Genomic DNA, 13,523 nt, shown 5'->3' with positions numbered 1-13,523 from the left:
CCTGTCCCTGAAACCAAGCTTGCCCGAGAACCGAACCTCGTGCTGTGTGTGGCATATTCGCAGGCAAGGGTCGAAACGTTTCATGAATCTCGAAAATTCGCAGAACTATTATGGCGAGGTGCTGCAAGGCTCCGCCGATCTCAAAACCGATGCCTGCTGCACGCTCGACGCGCCGCCGCCCGCGCTGATGGCGCTGCTGCGCAACGTGCATGAGGATGTGCGCGCGCGCTATTATGGCTGCGGGCTGGTTGCCCCGCAGGCGATCGAGGGTGCCAAGGTGCTCGATCTCGGCTCGGGCAGCGGTCAGGATGCCTATCTGCTGGCGCAGATGGTGGGCGAGCATGGCTCTGTCACCGGCGTCGACGCGACGCCTGCGCAGCTGGCGGTCGCCCGCGAGCATGAGGAATGGCACCGGGAGCGATTCGGCTATACCAAAAGCAACGTGCGCTTCCTCGAAGGCGATATAGAGAAGCTGGGCGACCTCGATCTGGAAGATGGCAGCTTCGACGTCATCGTCTCCAACTGCGTGATCAACCTGGTGGCAGACAAGCGCGCGGTGTTCGACGCGGCCTACCGCTTGCTCAAGCCCGGTGGGGAGCTGTATTTTTCCGACGTCTATTCCGACCGCCGCGTGCCCGACGGATTGCGCGACGATCCCGTGCTGCACGGCGAGTGCCTGTCTGGCGCGATGTACTGGTTCGACTTCATCGCTTCGGCCAAGGCTGCCGGGTTCCTCGACCCGCGACTGGTCACCAGCCGCCCGCTGGGGATCAACGACCCGCAGATCCAGGAAAAGCTGGACGGGATCGCCTTCCACTCGGCCACCGCGCGCCTGTTCAAGCTGCCCGAGCTTGAGCCGCTGTGCGAGGATTACGGCCAGGCCGTGCGCTACAAGGGCACGGTCGCTGGCGAAGAGCGCGTGTTCGTGCTCGACGATCACCACCGGATCGAGCGCGGGCGGATGTTCTCGGTGTGCGGCAATAGCTGGAAGATGCTGGCCGACACCCGCTTTGCCGAGCATTTCGAGTTCTTCGGCGACTTCGGCACGCATTACGGCATCTATCCCGATTGCGGCACGCTATTCCCGCTCGCCGGAGCTGTTCCGCAGGTCGCGACCGGCGGCGGCTGCTGTTGAGCCGGATTCTTGTAACGGGCGCGGCCGGGCTGATCGGCGGTGAAGTCTGCGCGCGGCTGGTTGCTGCGGGGCATCGGGTGACCGCGCTGGTCCACCGCAACCCCGAGGTGCGCGCGAACGACGGAAGCCCAGTGGCGATTGCCGAGGCGGTGCCGTGCGACATCCGGCAGGAGCGGCTGGGGCTGGACGCAGCGACCTTCGAGCGGCTGGCGCAGGACCACGACCTCGTGATCCACTGCGCGGCCACGATCCGCTTCGACCTCACCGACGCCGAGTACGAGGCGACCAACACGCGCGGCACGGCGAATGTGATCGCGCTGGCGCAGGCGGGCGGGGCAGGGCTGCTGCATGTCAGCACGGCCTATGTCTGCGGCACGCGCGACGGGGTGATCCGCGAGGATGATCCGCTCCCCGAAAGCGGTTTCGCCAACGGCTACGAGGCGAGCAAGGCTGCGGGCGAGCGGCTGGTGCGTGCCTCCGGGCTCGACTGGGCGATCGCGCGGCCTGGTATCACGCTGGGCGAATACCAGAGCGGTCGGGTGCGCCAGTTCGATGCGCTCTACATGGCGTTCAGGCTGATTGCAGAAGGGCGCATCCGGCTGGTCCCTGCCGGGGCCGACGCCACGCTTGCCTTCGTGCCGATCGACCACGTCGCAGGCGGGATCGCGGCGCTGGCGGAGCATTGGGATGAAGCGCGCGGCGGCACTTATCATCTGGTTGCGTCCGATCCGCTGGCGATGGCCGACTTTGCGCGCGGTATCGGCAGCGTCGACGGCTTGCGCTCTCCCACTCTGGTCGATCCGGCGCGCTTCGATGCGAGCGCGCTGCCGCCGCTCGAACGGCGGCTGCATGGCCGTGTCTCGGCGCTCTATGCCAGCTATTTCCAGCGCGACCCGCGCTTCGACGACAGCCGCTTTCGCGCGCTCACCGGGATCGAATCCGGGCCGGCGGACGAGGACTATCTGCGGCGGTTGATCGATTTCTGCACGGAGGAAGGCTTCCTGCCTGCCGCCGGGGTGCTGGCGCGCTAGCTCACCGGATATCGGGGTAGTCGCGCTCCATGCGCCCGCGCAGGCCGAGTGCCCACAGGATGCCGACCTTGAAATAGATCCAGTTGGCTTTGAGCGGACCCCACGCGGCGATCCGCCGGTCCGATGTGTGCACCACGCGGGGGACCATGCGGATGCGGCCCAGCCGCGCGAATTTCACGCACAGGTCCGCTTCCTCCATCACCATGTCGCCCGGTGTGCAGCCGCCGATGGTCAGGAAGTCGGCGCGGCGGAAGAACATCGCGTGGTCGCCGAACAGCAGGCGAACGCCGCGAAAGAACAGGTGCGGGCGGCACAGCAGCGGCGCGTACCAGGTCTTCACGTAATTATGCGCGCTGGTCACCCAGCGGGTCTTCGCGCCGCTAATCAGCGGAGTGAAGCTGGCGAGCGCAATGCGCTTGTCGGCCAGCGTATCGCGGATCACCGCGACCATGTCAGCAGGTGGGAAGCTGTCAGCATGGACCACGCAAATTAGCGGTGCCTCGGCGGCGTCGACGCCCGCATTGATCTGCCGCGCGCGGCCGCGTTCGGCAGAGAGTGTCTGCCACCCGGCTTCGCGCGCCAGAGCAAGCGTGTCGTCGCTGCTTCCTCCATCGACGACGATGACCTGCGCAGGCTCTGGGTCGAGTGTCGCGAGATGCGCGGCGAGCGCGGGGATAGCCGCCGCCTCGTTCAGCACCGGCACCACGATCGCTACGCCTGTATCGCTCACGCCAGCAGGTCCGGCCATGCGGCGAGATCCTCGCCCGTGTCGATATCGGTCAGCTCGGGCAGCAGGTGCGGGGCGATCCCCCTGGCCTCAAGCCGCCGCATGGTCTCGGGGAAGACCGCGTCCGTGCTCCACGCCATGTCGACGAACAGGTCGGGGCAGGGCGTGCGCAGGCCGAGCAGCCAGTAGCCGCCATCATCCGCCGGGCCGATCACTGCCTCGTGGCTCGAAAGAGCATCGCCAGCCTCGCGCAACAGCGCGGCGGTCAGGCCGGGGCAGTCGCTGCCGATCATCATGCCCGGAGTGGGTACGCGAGTCAGCTTTTCGCCCAGATCGCCGCCCCCTTGGTCGCGCACGTCGAGATCGCTGCCGAGCCACTCGCGGAAGCGCGCCGGGTCGCCGCCGGTCACCCGCAGGTGGAACGGCAGGCCGCTGGCGCGTGCCTCGCGCACGGTCAGTTCCAGCAATGTGCGATAGAGCTGCGCCGCGCCTTCGGCTCCCAGCGTCAGGATCAGCCGGGTCTTGGCCTTCCCCGGCTCCGGCCAGCGGGCGAAAATCGCGATCTCGGGCGTCATCCTTGCGGGCATAGCGACAGCGCGCGACTTTTCCCATAAGCCAACAGACATGGCCCGCATTTCACCCCTGACGGTACTCGGCGTCGCGCTGGTCGGCGGATTGTGGCTGGCCGAGCGGGCGCGGCCGCTGCGCCGCCAGACCCACTCCACCGCAGCCCGGCAGGCGCGCAACCTCGCGCTGGGGGCGGGTACGATGCTGGTGGTCACCGCGATCGAGATGCCGCTGCTCACCCGGCTGGCCAAGGGCAATGTCCGAGCCCGGCGGGGCCTCGTGCAAGTGCTGCCGCTGCCGCGCCCGTTGCAGATCGTGCTGGGGGTCGCGGCGATGGATTACGCTTTTTACTGGTGGCATATCGCGACCCACAAGGTGCCGTTCCTGTGGCGGTTTCACCGGGTCCATCACATCGACCCGGACATGGACATGACCACCGCGCTGCGGTTCCATGCGGTCGATATGCTGGTCTCCCTGCCGTTCAGGGTCGCACAAGTGGTGCTCAGCGGGGCAGACGTGCGCATACTGATGGCACACCGGCGGTTCTTCGACGCATCGGTGCTGTTCCACCATTCCAACCTCGCGCTTCCGGGGCGGTGGGACGAGAACCTGTCGCTGATCCTAACCACGCCGAAGATGCACGGGGTGCATCACTCCAAGGTTTGGGACGAGATGAACAGCAATTGGACCAGCGGGCTGAGCCTGTGGGACCGGCTGCACCGCACCTTGCGCAGCAAACCGCAGGCGCGGATCGAGATCGGGGTCGCGGACGCGGCCTCGCTGGCGGACCTGTCGCTGGGCAACAGTCTCACCGCGCCGTTTCGCGCGACGCCCGCGCCGCTCCCGCCGGGCGCAGTCAGCCTGCGCTAGCCGCCCTTGCGCTGCGCGGCTGGCGGCGTGCCGCTGAGCACCTTGCGCACCAGCAGCACCGCGACCAGCCCGCCGACGAGGTTGGCGGCCAGTTCCGCGGCGTAGATCGCGTCCGAATCCCAGACCGGCCGCAGCAACCAGCCGAACGGCAGCATCACCAGGAACACGCGCGCGCAGCTTTGCGCCAGCGCCAGCCCCGCCTTGTCGACCGCGTTGAGGATGCCGTTGCCCACGATCAGCAGGCCGAACCCGGCATAGCCCCACGCGGCGATCTCCAGATAGCGGGAGAATTGCCGCACGATCGCCGGGTCGTCGGTGAAGAACCCCGCGAACCACTTCGCCGCCGCGACCAGTGCGACCGCGATGACCAGCCCGTAGACGATGCAGAACAGCCCGGCACCGCGCGCCGCCGCGCGCGATCGTTCCGGCTGGTTTGCGCCCCAGTTCTGGCCGACGATCGCGCCGATCGAGCCTGAAAGCGCGAGCAGGGGCACCACCGCAAAGCTCTGCAACCGGCCCGCCGCGCCGAAGGCTGCCACAGCGCTCTGCCCTTCCAGCGCAATCAGCGCGGTCAGCACCGACAGGCCGATGGGGTTGATCGCGTTGGAGAAGGAGGCGGGGCCCGCCACCTTCATGATCGCCACGATCGGTTCGCGCGGATTCTCGCAATCGCGGATCAGCGCCGGGTTGAACGGCAGGTGCGTGCGCCCAACGCACACGACCGCCAGCACCACCGCGACGGCCCAGCCGATCAGCGTGGCATAGGCCGCGCCCGCGATCCCGAAGCCTTGGAACCCGAAAGCGCCGGTAATCAGGATCGGGTCGAGCACCCAGTTCACCGCTGCGTAGGCGATGTTGATGAAGCTGCTCATCTTCGCCTCGCCCTGGCCGCGCAGCACGCCGTTGAAGCCCATCAGCACCAGCAGGAAGGGGAAGGCGAGCGCGAACGGGTCCATATAGTCGCGGATCAGCGGCAGCAGGTTGTCCGGCGCATTCATCAGGCGGAACAGCGGGTCCTGCAGCAGCCACAGCGCGACCCCCAGCACCACGCCGACCACGGTCGCGAACACCACGCCCAGGTTCGCCCGGCGCGCCGCCTGATCGTGATCGCCCGCGCCCAGAGAGCGCGCGACGACCGAGTTGATCCCGACCATCACCCCCACGCCCAGGCTGGTCAGCGCGACCGAGATCGGGAAGATGAAGCTGATCGCGGCGAGCGGGTCTGCGCCCAGCTGACCGATGAAATAGGCGTCGATCAGGCTGATCGACATGATCGCGGCGACACCGATGATCATCGGCAGGGTCTGCGTCACGAGATGGCCCGGAATGCTCCCGCGCGTCAGCTTTGCTTGTTTGCTCATTGCGCGGGTCGGTAGACCGAACGTCGCGCAAGCTAAAGCGCCAAATCCGCGCGCTTGTGCGCGTGCCACGCGTTGCCCTATCATGCCCGGCAAACAGGCATGAAGGAGAGGCCCGATGGCGACGCAGGCGAAGCTCGATTACGAATGTTCTAAGGAAGAATGGCAGGCGCGGCTCGATCTCGCCGCCTGCTATCGCATCTTCGATCTGCTCGGCTGGTCGGAATCGATCTACAACCACATCTCGCTCGCGGTGCCGGGCGAGGAGGGCGCGTTCCTGATCAACCCCTTCGGCCTGCTGTACGAGGAAGTGACCGCCTCCAACCTCGTGAAGATCGACGTCGAGGGCAATAATATCGGCGGTTCGCCCTACATGGTGAACAAGGCGGGCTTCACCCAGCACGCGCATTTCCACAAGCATCTGGGCGAGCGGGCGAATGCGATCTGCCATGTGCACACGACCGCGACGATGGCGGTGTGCAGCCACAAGGACGGGTTGCTGCCGACCAATTTCTACGCCTGCAATTTCCAGAACCAGATCGGCTATCACGACTTCGAGGGCGTCACGGTGCGCGCCGAAGAGGGCGACCGCCTGCTTGAGAATCTGGGCGACAAGTCGATCCTGATGCTGCGCAACCACGGCCCGGTGGTGATGGGCAAGACGATCCAGCAGATGTTCGTGATGATGTGGTCGCTGCAACGCGCGTGCGAGATCCAGGTTGCCACGCTCAGCCAGGGAGAGGCGGTAGTGGTGCAGCAGGACGTGGTCGACGTACACCAGCGCGACCTTGCCGTTATGCAGGGCCAAGGCGGCGCGGGCGTGTTCGATTTCGAGGCGTGGAAGCGCAAGGCCACGCGCATCGACGACAGCTGGCAGCAGTGAGCGATCCTGCACCCGCCGAAGCGCGCCATTGCGGCAAGTGTGGCGGGCGCAGCGCCGAAGGCTTCGTCGTCGACATGGGCTATGGCGAGGTGCAGCCCGCCCGCTGGCAGGAAGGCACGCCGCAGACCGGCTGGACCGGCAGCGTGAAAGTGGACAAGAAGGCGCTCAAGCCGCTGCGCGCGTTCCGCTGCGAGCGGTGCCATCTGGTCGAGTTTTATGCGGATTAGCTTGGTGACGCCGTGACGAAGATGACGGTCAATAATCGGCCGGTGCAATATCTGCTCGACCCCGAAACCCCGTTGCTGTTCGCACTGCGCGAGGCGAGCAACCTGACCGGTACGAAGTTCGGCTGCGGGACGGGCGATTGCGGTGCGTGCATGGTGCTGATCGACGGCGTGCCGCTGCGATCCTGCCTCGTTTCCATTGCCGAGGCCGAAGGGCGGGTGATCACGACGATAGAGGGGCTTTCGCGCGATCGCTCGCACCCGGTGCAGCAGGCGCTGGTCGCGGAGCAGGCGATCCAGTGCGGCTTCTGCACGCCGGGGATCGCGATCGCCGCGGCGGCGCTGCTGGAAGACAATCCCTCGCCCTCGCGCGAGCAGATCGACGCGGCGATCCCCAATCTGTGCCGCTGCGGGGTCTATCCGCGGCTGGTCCGCGCGATCGAGCGGGCAGGGCGGGTGGCCGCGCGCGCCGAGGTTATCGACGCCGCGCCGCCCCCGGCCATCGCGCCGGAAGAGGCGGCGCGCGATGTGCCTGCATTGAGGACCACCACCGCGCCGCCCCGCGACTAGGGGCTAGTAGTCCGCCCCGGCAGCCGCCGTGCGCCGGGTCGAGGCGGCGCCTGGTGCCGTCGCCTCCCCGATCAGCGCGCGTGCCTCGGCAATTGCCGCATCCTGCGCGATTGTGCCTTCCTGCAGCTCGTTCCCGATGGTCAAAAGCCGACCGCTGATGACCGTGCCGGTCTCGGCCTCTTCCTCGATCGTGATGCCGCCATTCGCCTCGGCTACCTCGGCCCACATGTCGCGCACGGCCGCCCAGTAGTCTTTCGTGGCCGCCCAGTAGGCGTCCGCCGCGCCGGTATTGTAGCCATCGAACCGGTCGTAGGTGTTGAGGACGTATTCCTGCACCACCGGCTTCAGCCCATCTTCTGCCGAAGCATCGGGCATCATCTTGGTGTTGTCCTGCCAGTGGATCCAGCCGGTCGGGGTCAACTGGTGACGGTTGATCCCTTCGTAGCGGTCGTAGATCGGATGGCGTACCGCGTCGCGGCGGGCGAGCGGGCGGGTGGTCCAGTTGGATCGCCAGCGGCGGATGCCCTGGCTGTCCTGCCATTCGCCCCACCCGGCATAGCGCGGGCTGTCGTCGACCTGATAGACAGTCTGCGACCAGCGGCCATTGCGCATCCGCTCGGGCATGGTCTTCCATTCCCAGGTATTGGGCCCGGTATAGGCGAGGATCTTCTCGGGCTCGTACTCCCAGTCCTGCCGCCAGTGCTTGATGACGAATTCCTCGCCCTCGTCGCCGACCACCAGCAGGTGCTGGAGGACGATTTTGGTGCCGGTATCCTCGATCACGCGGACCGACTCATACCCGCCCGAAATCTTGCGATCGAGCGGTTCGTAGCCTTCCATCCAGGGGGTCGATTCCTGCATGTCGAAGCGCACCTTGTAGTCGCCCGCCATCGACAGGATTGTCTCGCGGTCCCTCTGGAAATGCGCGCGCTCGACCGCTTCGCCGCGATCCGCGATGGGGCCGTCGGCGAGCGCGGGGCTGGCGATGGCAGTGGTGGCGAGCAGGGCTGCGCCGATCAGTGTCGTCAGTTTCATGTGGTCCTCCCTCAGAATGAAAAGTTGATCGAAACGCTGGCGTTGCGGCCCGGCCGGGTGAAGGCCGAGGTGATCGTCGAAGTGTCGGAAAGGCCGCGCACGTCCTGCCAGTAGGCGTAGGTCTCGTCGGTCAGGTTGAAGATGCCGGCGCGCAGCTTGAGCGCATCGGTAATCGCGACGAAGGCGGTCGCGTCGAGCACGGTGAACGCGCCGGGACGATAACAGTCGCCGGTGCACGTGCCGGTCGTCTCGTCCAGTTCCTTACGCGCGTGGTGGATCGCGGTCAGGTTGATGCCGAAGTGCCCTTGCGGATGGCGGTATCCGATACCCGCCACCAGATTGAGCGGATCGATGGTCGAGAGCGGCTGGGGTGCAGCCCCCGGCGGTAGGATGTCGCCATCGGCATAGGCGATCGCGAAGTTCGCCGTCAGGCCGTTATCCGCGCGATAGGATGCCTTGGCCTCCGCCCCCTTGATCTCGACCGCGTCGAAATTGACGTACTGGTATTGCGCCGGATCGGCGGGGGTGAACGACCCGCCCACGATCTGCTGGCTGATGAAGTCGTCGTAATTGGCCTTGAAGCCAACCACCTGCAGCGACACCGCATCGCTCGAAAAGCGAATGCCCCCCTCCCAGCTTTCGCTGGTTTCCGGGCCGAGGTCCGGGTTGGGCAGCGAGGTGTAGCCGTAGGCCAGGTTCTCGAAGAAATTGTTCACCTGATAGGGCGTGGGCGCGCGGAAGCCTTGCGCGTAATTGGCGAAAAGCAGCGTGTTCTCGGCCAGCTTCAGCGTGACGCCCAGCTTGGGCGACAGGCGGTCTCCGCTCTGGGCCGATCCGGTGAAGCTGGGCAGCAGCGGGTCGTCGGTCGGCGAGAGGTCGTAGAAGTCGAACCGCACCGCAGGGAAGATCGTCAGCCGGTTGTCGAACAGCGCGATCTCGTCGGCGAGGAAGATTCCGCCGAGCGTGAAATCGGTGGCGGGGAAGGCGCGCGAGGGGAAGATCTCGCCTGCGGGCGGCTCGGTCCCGTCGCGCAGACCCTCTTGGCGGGTGAAGCTGACATCACCGCCGAAGGCCAGCACATGGCCGGTCGCGCCGGTCGAGAAGACTTTGCGCGCCTCGGCCACGCCGCCGAAGACCTCGTTCTCGAAGGTGTTGAGCCGTTCGCGATCGGGGCGCGGAGTGGCGCCGACGGGAGAGCGGTCCTCGTCTGCGAACTGCACGTCCTTCCCGTCCTGATAATAGGCCGCGACATGCGCGTAATCGACTGCGCCGCCGCCGTTATAGGTCCAGTCGAGCGAGACGCGCTTGCGGCTCGTCGTGTCGTTGGCGGTCAGGTCGTCGACGATCCAGCTGGGGGAGGGGCCGAACAGGAATTGCGGGCCTTGCCCGGTCAGCACATCGGTGAACAGCGCGCTGTCGAGGTACTCGCCCGTGAGGCGCAGGCGATGAGCGCCCTGTTCCCACACCAGCTTGCCCAGAAACGCGTCGGACTCGCCATCCTGCGGGTTGGGCAGCGTGCGCGCTTCGTCGATCCCGCCGACCGTGGCCTTGTTCTCCAGCTCGTGGAAATCGCGGCGGGTATAGGCGAGCATCGCGGAGAACGCGCCGCTCTGCCCGGCGAGCGCGACGGTTTCGGAGAATTCCTCGTCCGCGCTCGAATAGGATGCGCTGGCGAAGCCGCCGAAGGCATCGGTGCCGATCAGGTCGACCGGATCGCTGGTGGTAAAGCTGACCGCGCCAGCCAGCCCGTCACTGCCATAGAGCGCCGATGCGGGCCCGCGCAGGATCTCGACCGACTTGACCAGGCTGACATCGGTGTAGCCGCCACGCCCGGCTTCCTGCGCGCCGAAGGTGAAGCCCTGCGGCGTGCGGATGCCGTCGACCTGGATCAGCACCCGGTTGCCGCCGATCCCGCGGATCACGAAATCCTCATTCCGCGCGCGGCCCAGCGTGCCCAGCGCGGCTCCGAAGCGGGCAGGTGCGCGGCGCACCGAGACACCTGGTTCGTAGCGGACCAAGTCCTTGATGTCGGTCACCATGTCATCGGCAATGTCCTCGGCGTCGATCACGGTGACGGTGGCGGGCACATCTTCGATAGCGAGAGGCGTGCGGGTTGCGGTGACAACGATCTGTTCGCCTTCCCCGGCCGCCTGCGCGGCCTCTTCTTTGCCGGTGGCGGCGTCCTCCGCATGGACCGCGCCGGGCAGGGCAGATGCCCCCAGCAAAAGCGCGATACGGAAAGTGTGGTCCCTCATGACGATCCCTTTGTTGCAATTGATTCGCGATAGCTTTGCCTAATGAGAAGGGCTCGCAATTACAACCGCTGTATGTCGAGAGTCTCGTCTTGGCTGGGGATCGGCGCGGCGCTAGGCGAGCGGCATCAGTTTCATCGAAGGGATGCGGATCATGAAAGCGACCATCTGGCACAATCCGAAATGCGGCACTTCGCGCAAGACGCTTGCGATCCTTGAGAACCTCAAGGCGGTCGACCTCACCGTGGTCGAATATCTCAAGGAGCCGCCGACCCGCGACAAGCTCGCCCAGCTGTACCGCGATGCGGGGATCACCCCTGCCGAGGGTCTGCGCACACGGGGCACGGATGCCGAAGAGCGCGGCCTGCCCGATGCCGATGCGGACACGATACTGGATGCGATGGTCGCCGACCCGATCCTGATCGAGCGCCCGCTGGTCGAGACGGAGAAGGGCGCGCGCCTGTGCCGCCCGCAGGACCAGGTGCTGGAAATCCTCTGATCTGAAGGGGCTTGGCTAGCCCCGGCGCGTGCGGAGCGGCCTAGTCGTCCGCGCGTGCCATCAGCGCCTCGTCACTGTCGAGCCGGGTCCAGCCGATCACCATCACCGCCACGCAAAAGCCGATGATCGCGGCGAAACCGATCCAGTCGCTATGGCCATATAGCCACACGCCCAGCGCGGGCGCGTAGATGTAGCTCGCGCCGTTGACGCTCGCGACCTTGCCCGAAACCTGACCCTGCTCCGGCCTGCTCACAGCAAGCGACATGCCCGAGGTGAAACCGGGCCGGAACAGGCCGAAGCCGAGCGCGGCGACGGCAAAGCCCAGCGCGATGCCGTGAAGGTCGCCTGCCGTGCCGAAGATCGCCGCGCCGACCACGCTCAGCGCCATGCCCGCCAGGGTCGAGACGCGCGGGCCCAGATGCAGAATGGGGATCAGCCCCCATTGCGCGAGCAGGGTCGCCACCGCGCCGATCATCAGCACGATGCTGACCGGCCCGGCACCGGCCAGCGGATCGTCGCGCAGGCCCAGCCGGTCGAGCACCAGAAAGCCTGCGATACCCAGCATCATCGCCTGCGCGTGGCCGCCCAGCAGCCCCGCCAGCAGCCACGGGCGAATGCGCTTGTCGGCCCATTTCAGAGCGGGTGCTTCGGCAGGCAGGGACGTGTCCTGCCCGGCGGGCGTATCCGCGTCCTCGTCCGACGGCTTGTCGGTCGCATGGCGGCCTGCGCCACTGCCGCCATAGGGCGCATCGAAGGCCAGCCCGCGCGCGGCAAAGCGCGGCTCGTCGTTGGGCAGGCGCAGCCGCAGCGCGACCATCGCGACGATCCCGATTACTGCGAAGGAGAAGAATGGGCCGGTCAGCCCAACCAGCGGGAAGATAAGCAAAGGGGCAAGAGCGGGGCCGATTACCGTGCCCAGCCCAAAGCTCGACGAAATGAGCGACAGCGCCTGCGTGCGCTCGGCGCGGGGGGTGCGGCTGGCGACATAGGCCTGCACCGCGGGCGGCGCGGCGGAACCCAGCAGGCCGTAGAGCGAACGGCACAGCGCGAACAGCAGCAGGGTCAGCAGCGGGGTCAGCCATCCGGCGAGGCCGATCCACAGCACCGCGCCGCACAGGCCCATCGAGGCGACGAAGCCTGCCAAGCCCAGTGCCATCATCGCCTTGCGGCCGCGTCGGTCGGATCGGCTCGCCCAATAGGGGGCGAAGATCACCCACAGCAGTGCGGACCAACTATAGGCCAGACTGATCCATACGTCGGCAACTCCCAGCGCGGTGCCGATCGAGGGCATGACCGATTGCATCGCCGTGTTGCCCGCCGCCGAGACCAGCACGACGGTGAACAGCAGCGCCATCCGCCCGCGCGGGATGCCCTGATGGTCTGGCGGAGCCGGTGGGCTCAGAAGGGAATTCTCGGAAGCGGAGGGGGGATTGTCGGCCATTACGGGGCGACGCTAGGCCGCGCGCGCGCAGGTGGCAATCGGCGCTCCCCCATAAACCCTATTCGAAGGTTTCGCCCACGCTTTGCGCGCTCGGCCCGGCGAGCTGGCGGTGAACTGCGGCGAGGACGCCCAGCATCAGCACGATGACAACCGCATTGACCGCCGAATTGATCAGCCCCGAACCGACCAGCATGACTTCCTCCCCCATCAGGCCGAAGACCAGCATCACGATCATGCCGATCACGCCGCTGACGACCACGAGGGCGATCAGCAGGAGGGCGTAGAAGGCGAAAAGCCGCACCGAATTGCCCTTCGTCAGCCGCCACGACCGCAGCAGCGCGGTGAAGGGGTTGTAGACCTTGTCGATCGCGATGACCGGGGCGAGCAGCGAGAATTTGACCGCCACGTAGATCAGGACCACGAACAGCACGATGCCCAAAATCACCGCCAGCGCGGTGATCTTGGTCGCAATGGCAATCCCCATCACCACGCCGCCGGCAATACCGAAGCCGACATAGAAGAGGATCGTCGCCGCGATGGAGGTGAGGAAGCCGATCGCGCCGACTGCGATGGCCTGGCCCACGGTCGGGCGGTTGTCCGCCCGCAGCAGTGCCAGCAGCGCGAGCGTGCCGACCGTCTGTGCCACCACCAGCAGCAGCATGACCCACCAGATCTCGCCGTAGAACGCCATGACCTGGTCGAACGCAGCGGTCGGATCGTCCGAGTTGGGCTCTATCGCGAAGTTGGCCGTTTCCGGCATCAGCAACGCGAAGGCGAGATAGGGCAGGAAGAAGAACACGCCCGCGACGGTCGCGACCACGCCGATATTGGCCTGGATCAGGCTGAGCGCTTCGGTCCACGCGCGATTCATGTCGAGTTTCATTGGCAACCCCCTTGTGTGGCGCTCTTGATAAGCGGCGGGTCATGGGCC

At 66.6% G+C, this 13,523-nt stretch carries 14 protein-coding genes; 7 read left to right on the top strand and 7 right to left on the bottom strand.

Annotation, left to right across the window (positions count from 1 at the left end):
* Positions 1-82 precede the first annotated feature (82 nt).
* Complete coding sequence (locus tag KYN89_RS11050) at positions 83-1,135, top strand: methyltransferase domain-containing protein (RefSeq protein WP_222825121.1); 1,053 nt, start codon at positions 83-85, stop codon at positions 1,133-1,135.
* A complete protein-coding gene (locus tag KYN89_RS11045) occupies positions 1,132-2,166 on the top strand; it encodes an SDR family oxidoreductase (RefSeq protein ID WP_222825120.1) in 1,035 nt (344 codons plus the stop codon). The genes KYN89_RS11050 and KYN89_RS11045 overlap by 4 nt, the downstream gene beginning before the upstream one ends.
* Position 2,167: 1 nt before the next feature.
* On the opposite strand, the gene KYN89_RS11040 is transcribed toward KYN89_RS11045, so the two are convergent.
* Both KYN89_RS11040 and KYN89_RS11035 read right to left on the bottom strand, forming a co-directional pair.
* Positions 2,168-2,914 (bottom strand): glycosyltransferase, encoded by a 747-nt coding sequence (locus KYN89_RS11040; protein ID WP_222825119.1) that lies wholly within the window; start codon positions 2,912-2,914, stop codon positions 2,168-2,170.
* Positions 2,893-3,468 carry a TIGR04282 family arsenosugar biosynthesis glycosyltransferase gene (locus KYN89_RS11035; RefSeq protein WP_222825118.1) on the bottom strand — a complete coding sequence of 192 codons (576 nt, stop codon included), beginning with the start codon at positions 3,466-3,468 and terminating at the stop codon, positions 2,893-2,895. Before KYN89_RS11035 ends, KYN89_RS11040 begins: the two co-directional genes overlap by 22 nt.
* A 49-nt stretch (positions 3,469-3,517) precedes the next feature.
* On the opposite strand from KYN89_RS11035, the gene KYN89_RS11030 reads away from it, so the two are divergent.
* Entirely contained in the window at positions 3,518-4,330 is an 813-nt protein-coding gene (locus tag KYN89_RS11030; RefSeq protein ID WP_222825117.1) for a sterol desaturase family protein, read from the top strand.
* Here KYN89_RS11030 and KYN89_RS11025 read toward each other — a convergent pair.
* Positions 4,327-5,691 carry an MATE family efflux transporter gene (locus KYN89_RS11025; RefSeq protein ID WP_222825116.1) on the bottom strand — a complete coding sequence of 455 codons (1,365 nt, stop codon included), beginning with the start codon at positions 5,689-5,691 and terminating at the stop codon, positions 4,327-4,329. The genes KYN89_RS11030 and KYN89_RS11025 overlap by 4 nt on opposite strands.
* Before the next feature lie 115 nt (positions 5,692-5,806).
* On the opposite strand from KYN89_RS11025, the gene KYN89_RS11020 reads away from it, so the two are divergent.
* From KYN89_RS11020 to KYN89_RS11010, 3 genes are read left to right on the top strand one after another with little or no spacing between them, the layout of a single operon-like run.
* The gene (locus KYN89_RS11020; protein WP_222825115.1) at positions 5,807-6,571 is read left to right on the top strand and encodes a class II aldolase/adducin family protein; all 765 of its coding nucleotides are present in this window, start codon (positions 5,807-5,809) and stop codon (positions 6,569-6,571) included.
* Positions 6,568-6,798 carry a hypothetical protein gene (locus tag KYN89_RS11015; protein ID WP_010235272.1) on the top strand — a complete coding sequence of 77 codons (231 nt, stop codon included), beginning with the start codon at positions 6,568-6,570 and terminating at the stop codon, positions 6,796-6,798. Before KYN89_RS11020 ends, KYN89_RS11015 begins: the two co-directional genes overlap by 4 nt.
* A gap of 12 nt (positions 6,799-6,810) precedes the next feature.
* The gene (locus KYN89_RS11010; RefSeq protein ID WP_222825114.1) at positions 6,811-7,365 is read left to right on the top strand and encodes a (2Fe-2S)-binding protein; all 555 of its coding nucleotides are present in this window, start codon (positions 6,811-6,813) and stop codon (positions 7,363-7,365) included.
* Between the two features lie 3 nt (positions 7,366-7,368).
* Here the strand turns inward: KYN89_RS11010 and KYN89_RS11005 are convergent, their stop codons facing one another.
* Together KYN89_RS11005 and KYN89_RS11000 are read right to left on the bottom strand one after the other, a co-directional pair.
* On the bottom strand, positions 7,369-8,400 hold the full coding sequence (locus tag KYN89_RS11005) for a DUF6607 family protein (protein ID WP_222825113.1): 1,032 nt from the start codon (positions 8,398-8,400) through the stop codon (positions 7,369-7,371).
* 11 nt (positions 8,401-8,411) lie between these two features.
* Positions 8,412-10,655 carry a TonB-dependent hemoglobin/transferrin/lactoferrin family receptor gene (locus tag KYN89_RS11000; protein WP_222825112.1) on the bottom strand — a complete coding sequence of 748 codons (2,244 nt, stop codon included), beginning with the start codon at positions 10,653-10,655 and terminating at the stop codon, positions 8,412-8,414.
* Between the two features lie 151 nt (positions 10,656-10,806).
* Between KYN89_RS11000 and arsC the strand changes: the two genes are divergently transcribed.
* Complete coding sequence (gene arsC, locus KYN89_RS10995; RefSeq protein WP_222825111.1) at positions 10,807-11,151, top strand: arsenate reductase (glutaredoxin); 345 nt, start codon at positions 10,807-10,809, stop codon at positions 11,149-11,151.
* Positions 11,152-11,191: 40 nt separating this feature from the next.
* Here the strand turns inward: arsC and KYN89_RS10990 are convergent, their stop codons facing one another.
* Together KYN89_RS10990 and KYN89_RS10985 are read right to left on the bottom strand one after the other, a co-directional pair.
* A complete protein-coding gene (locus KYN89_RS10990) occupies positions 11,192-12,592 on the bottom strand; it encodes an MFS transporter (RefSeq protein ID WP_222825110.1) in 1,401 nt (466 codons plus the stop codon).
* A gap of 58 nt (positions 12,593-12,650) precedes the next feature.
* Positions 12,651-13,475 (bottom strand): hypothetical protein, encoded by an 825-nt coding sequence (locus tag KYN89_RS10985; RefSeq protein WP_222825109.1) that lies wholly within the window; start codon positions 13,473-13,475, stop codon positions 12,651-12,653.
* Between the last annotated feature and the right edge of the window lie 48 nt (positions 13,476-13,523).

It is taken from the genome of Alteriqipengyuania abyssalis (assembly GCF_019857185.1).
Lineage (GTDB): Bacteria > Pseudomonadota > Alphaproteobacteria > Sphingomonadales > Sphingomonadaceae > Alteriqipengyuania > Alteriqipengyuania abyssalis.
This window is presented reverse-complemented; position numbering and strand designations above follow the sequence as displayed.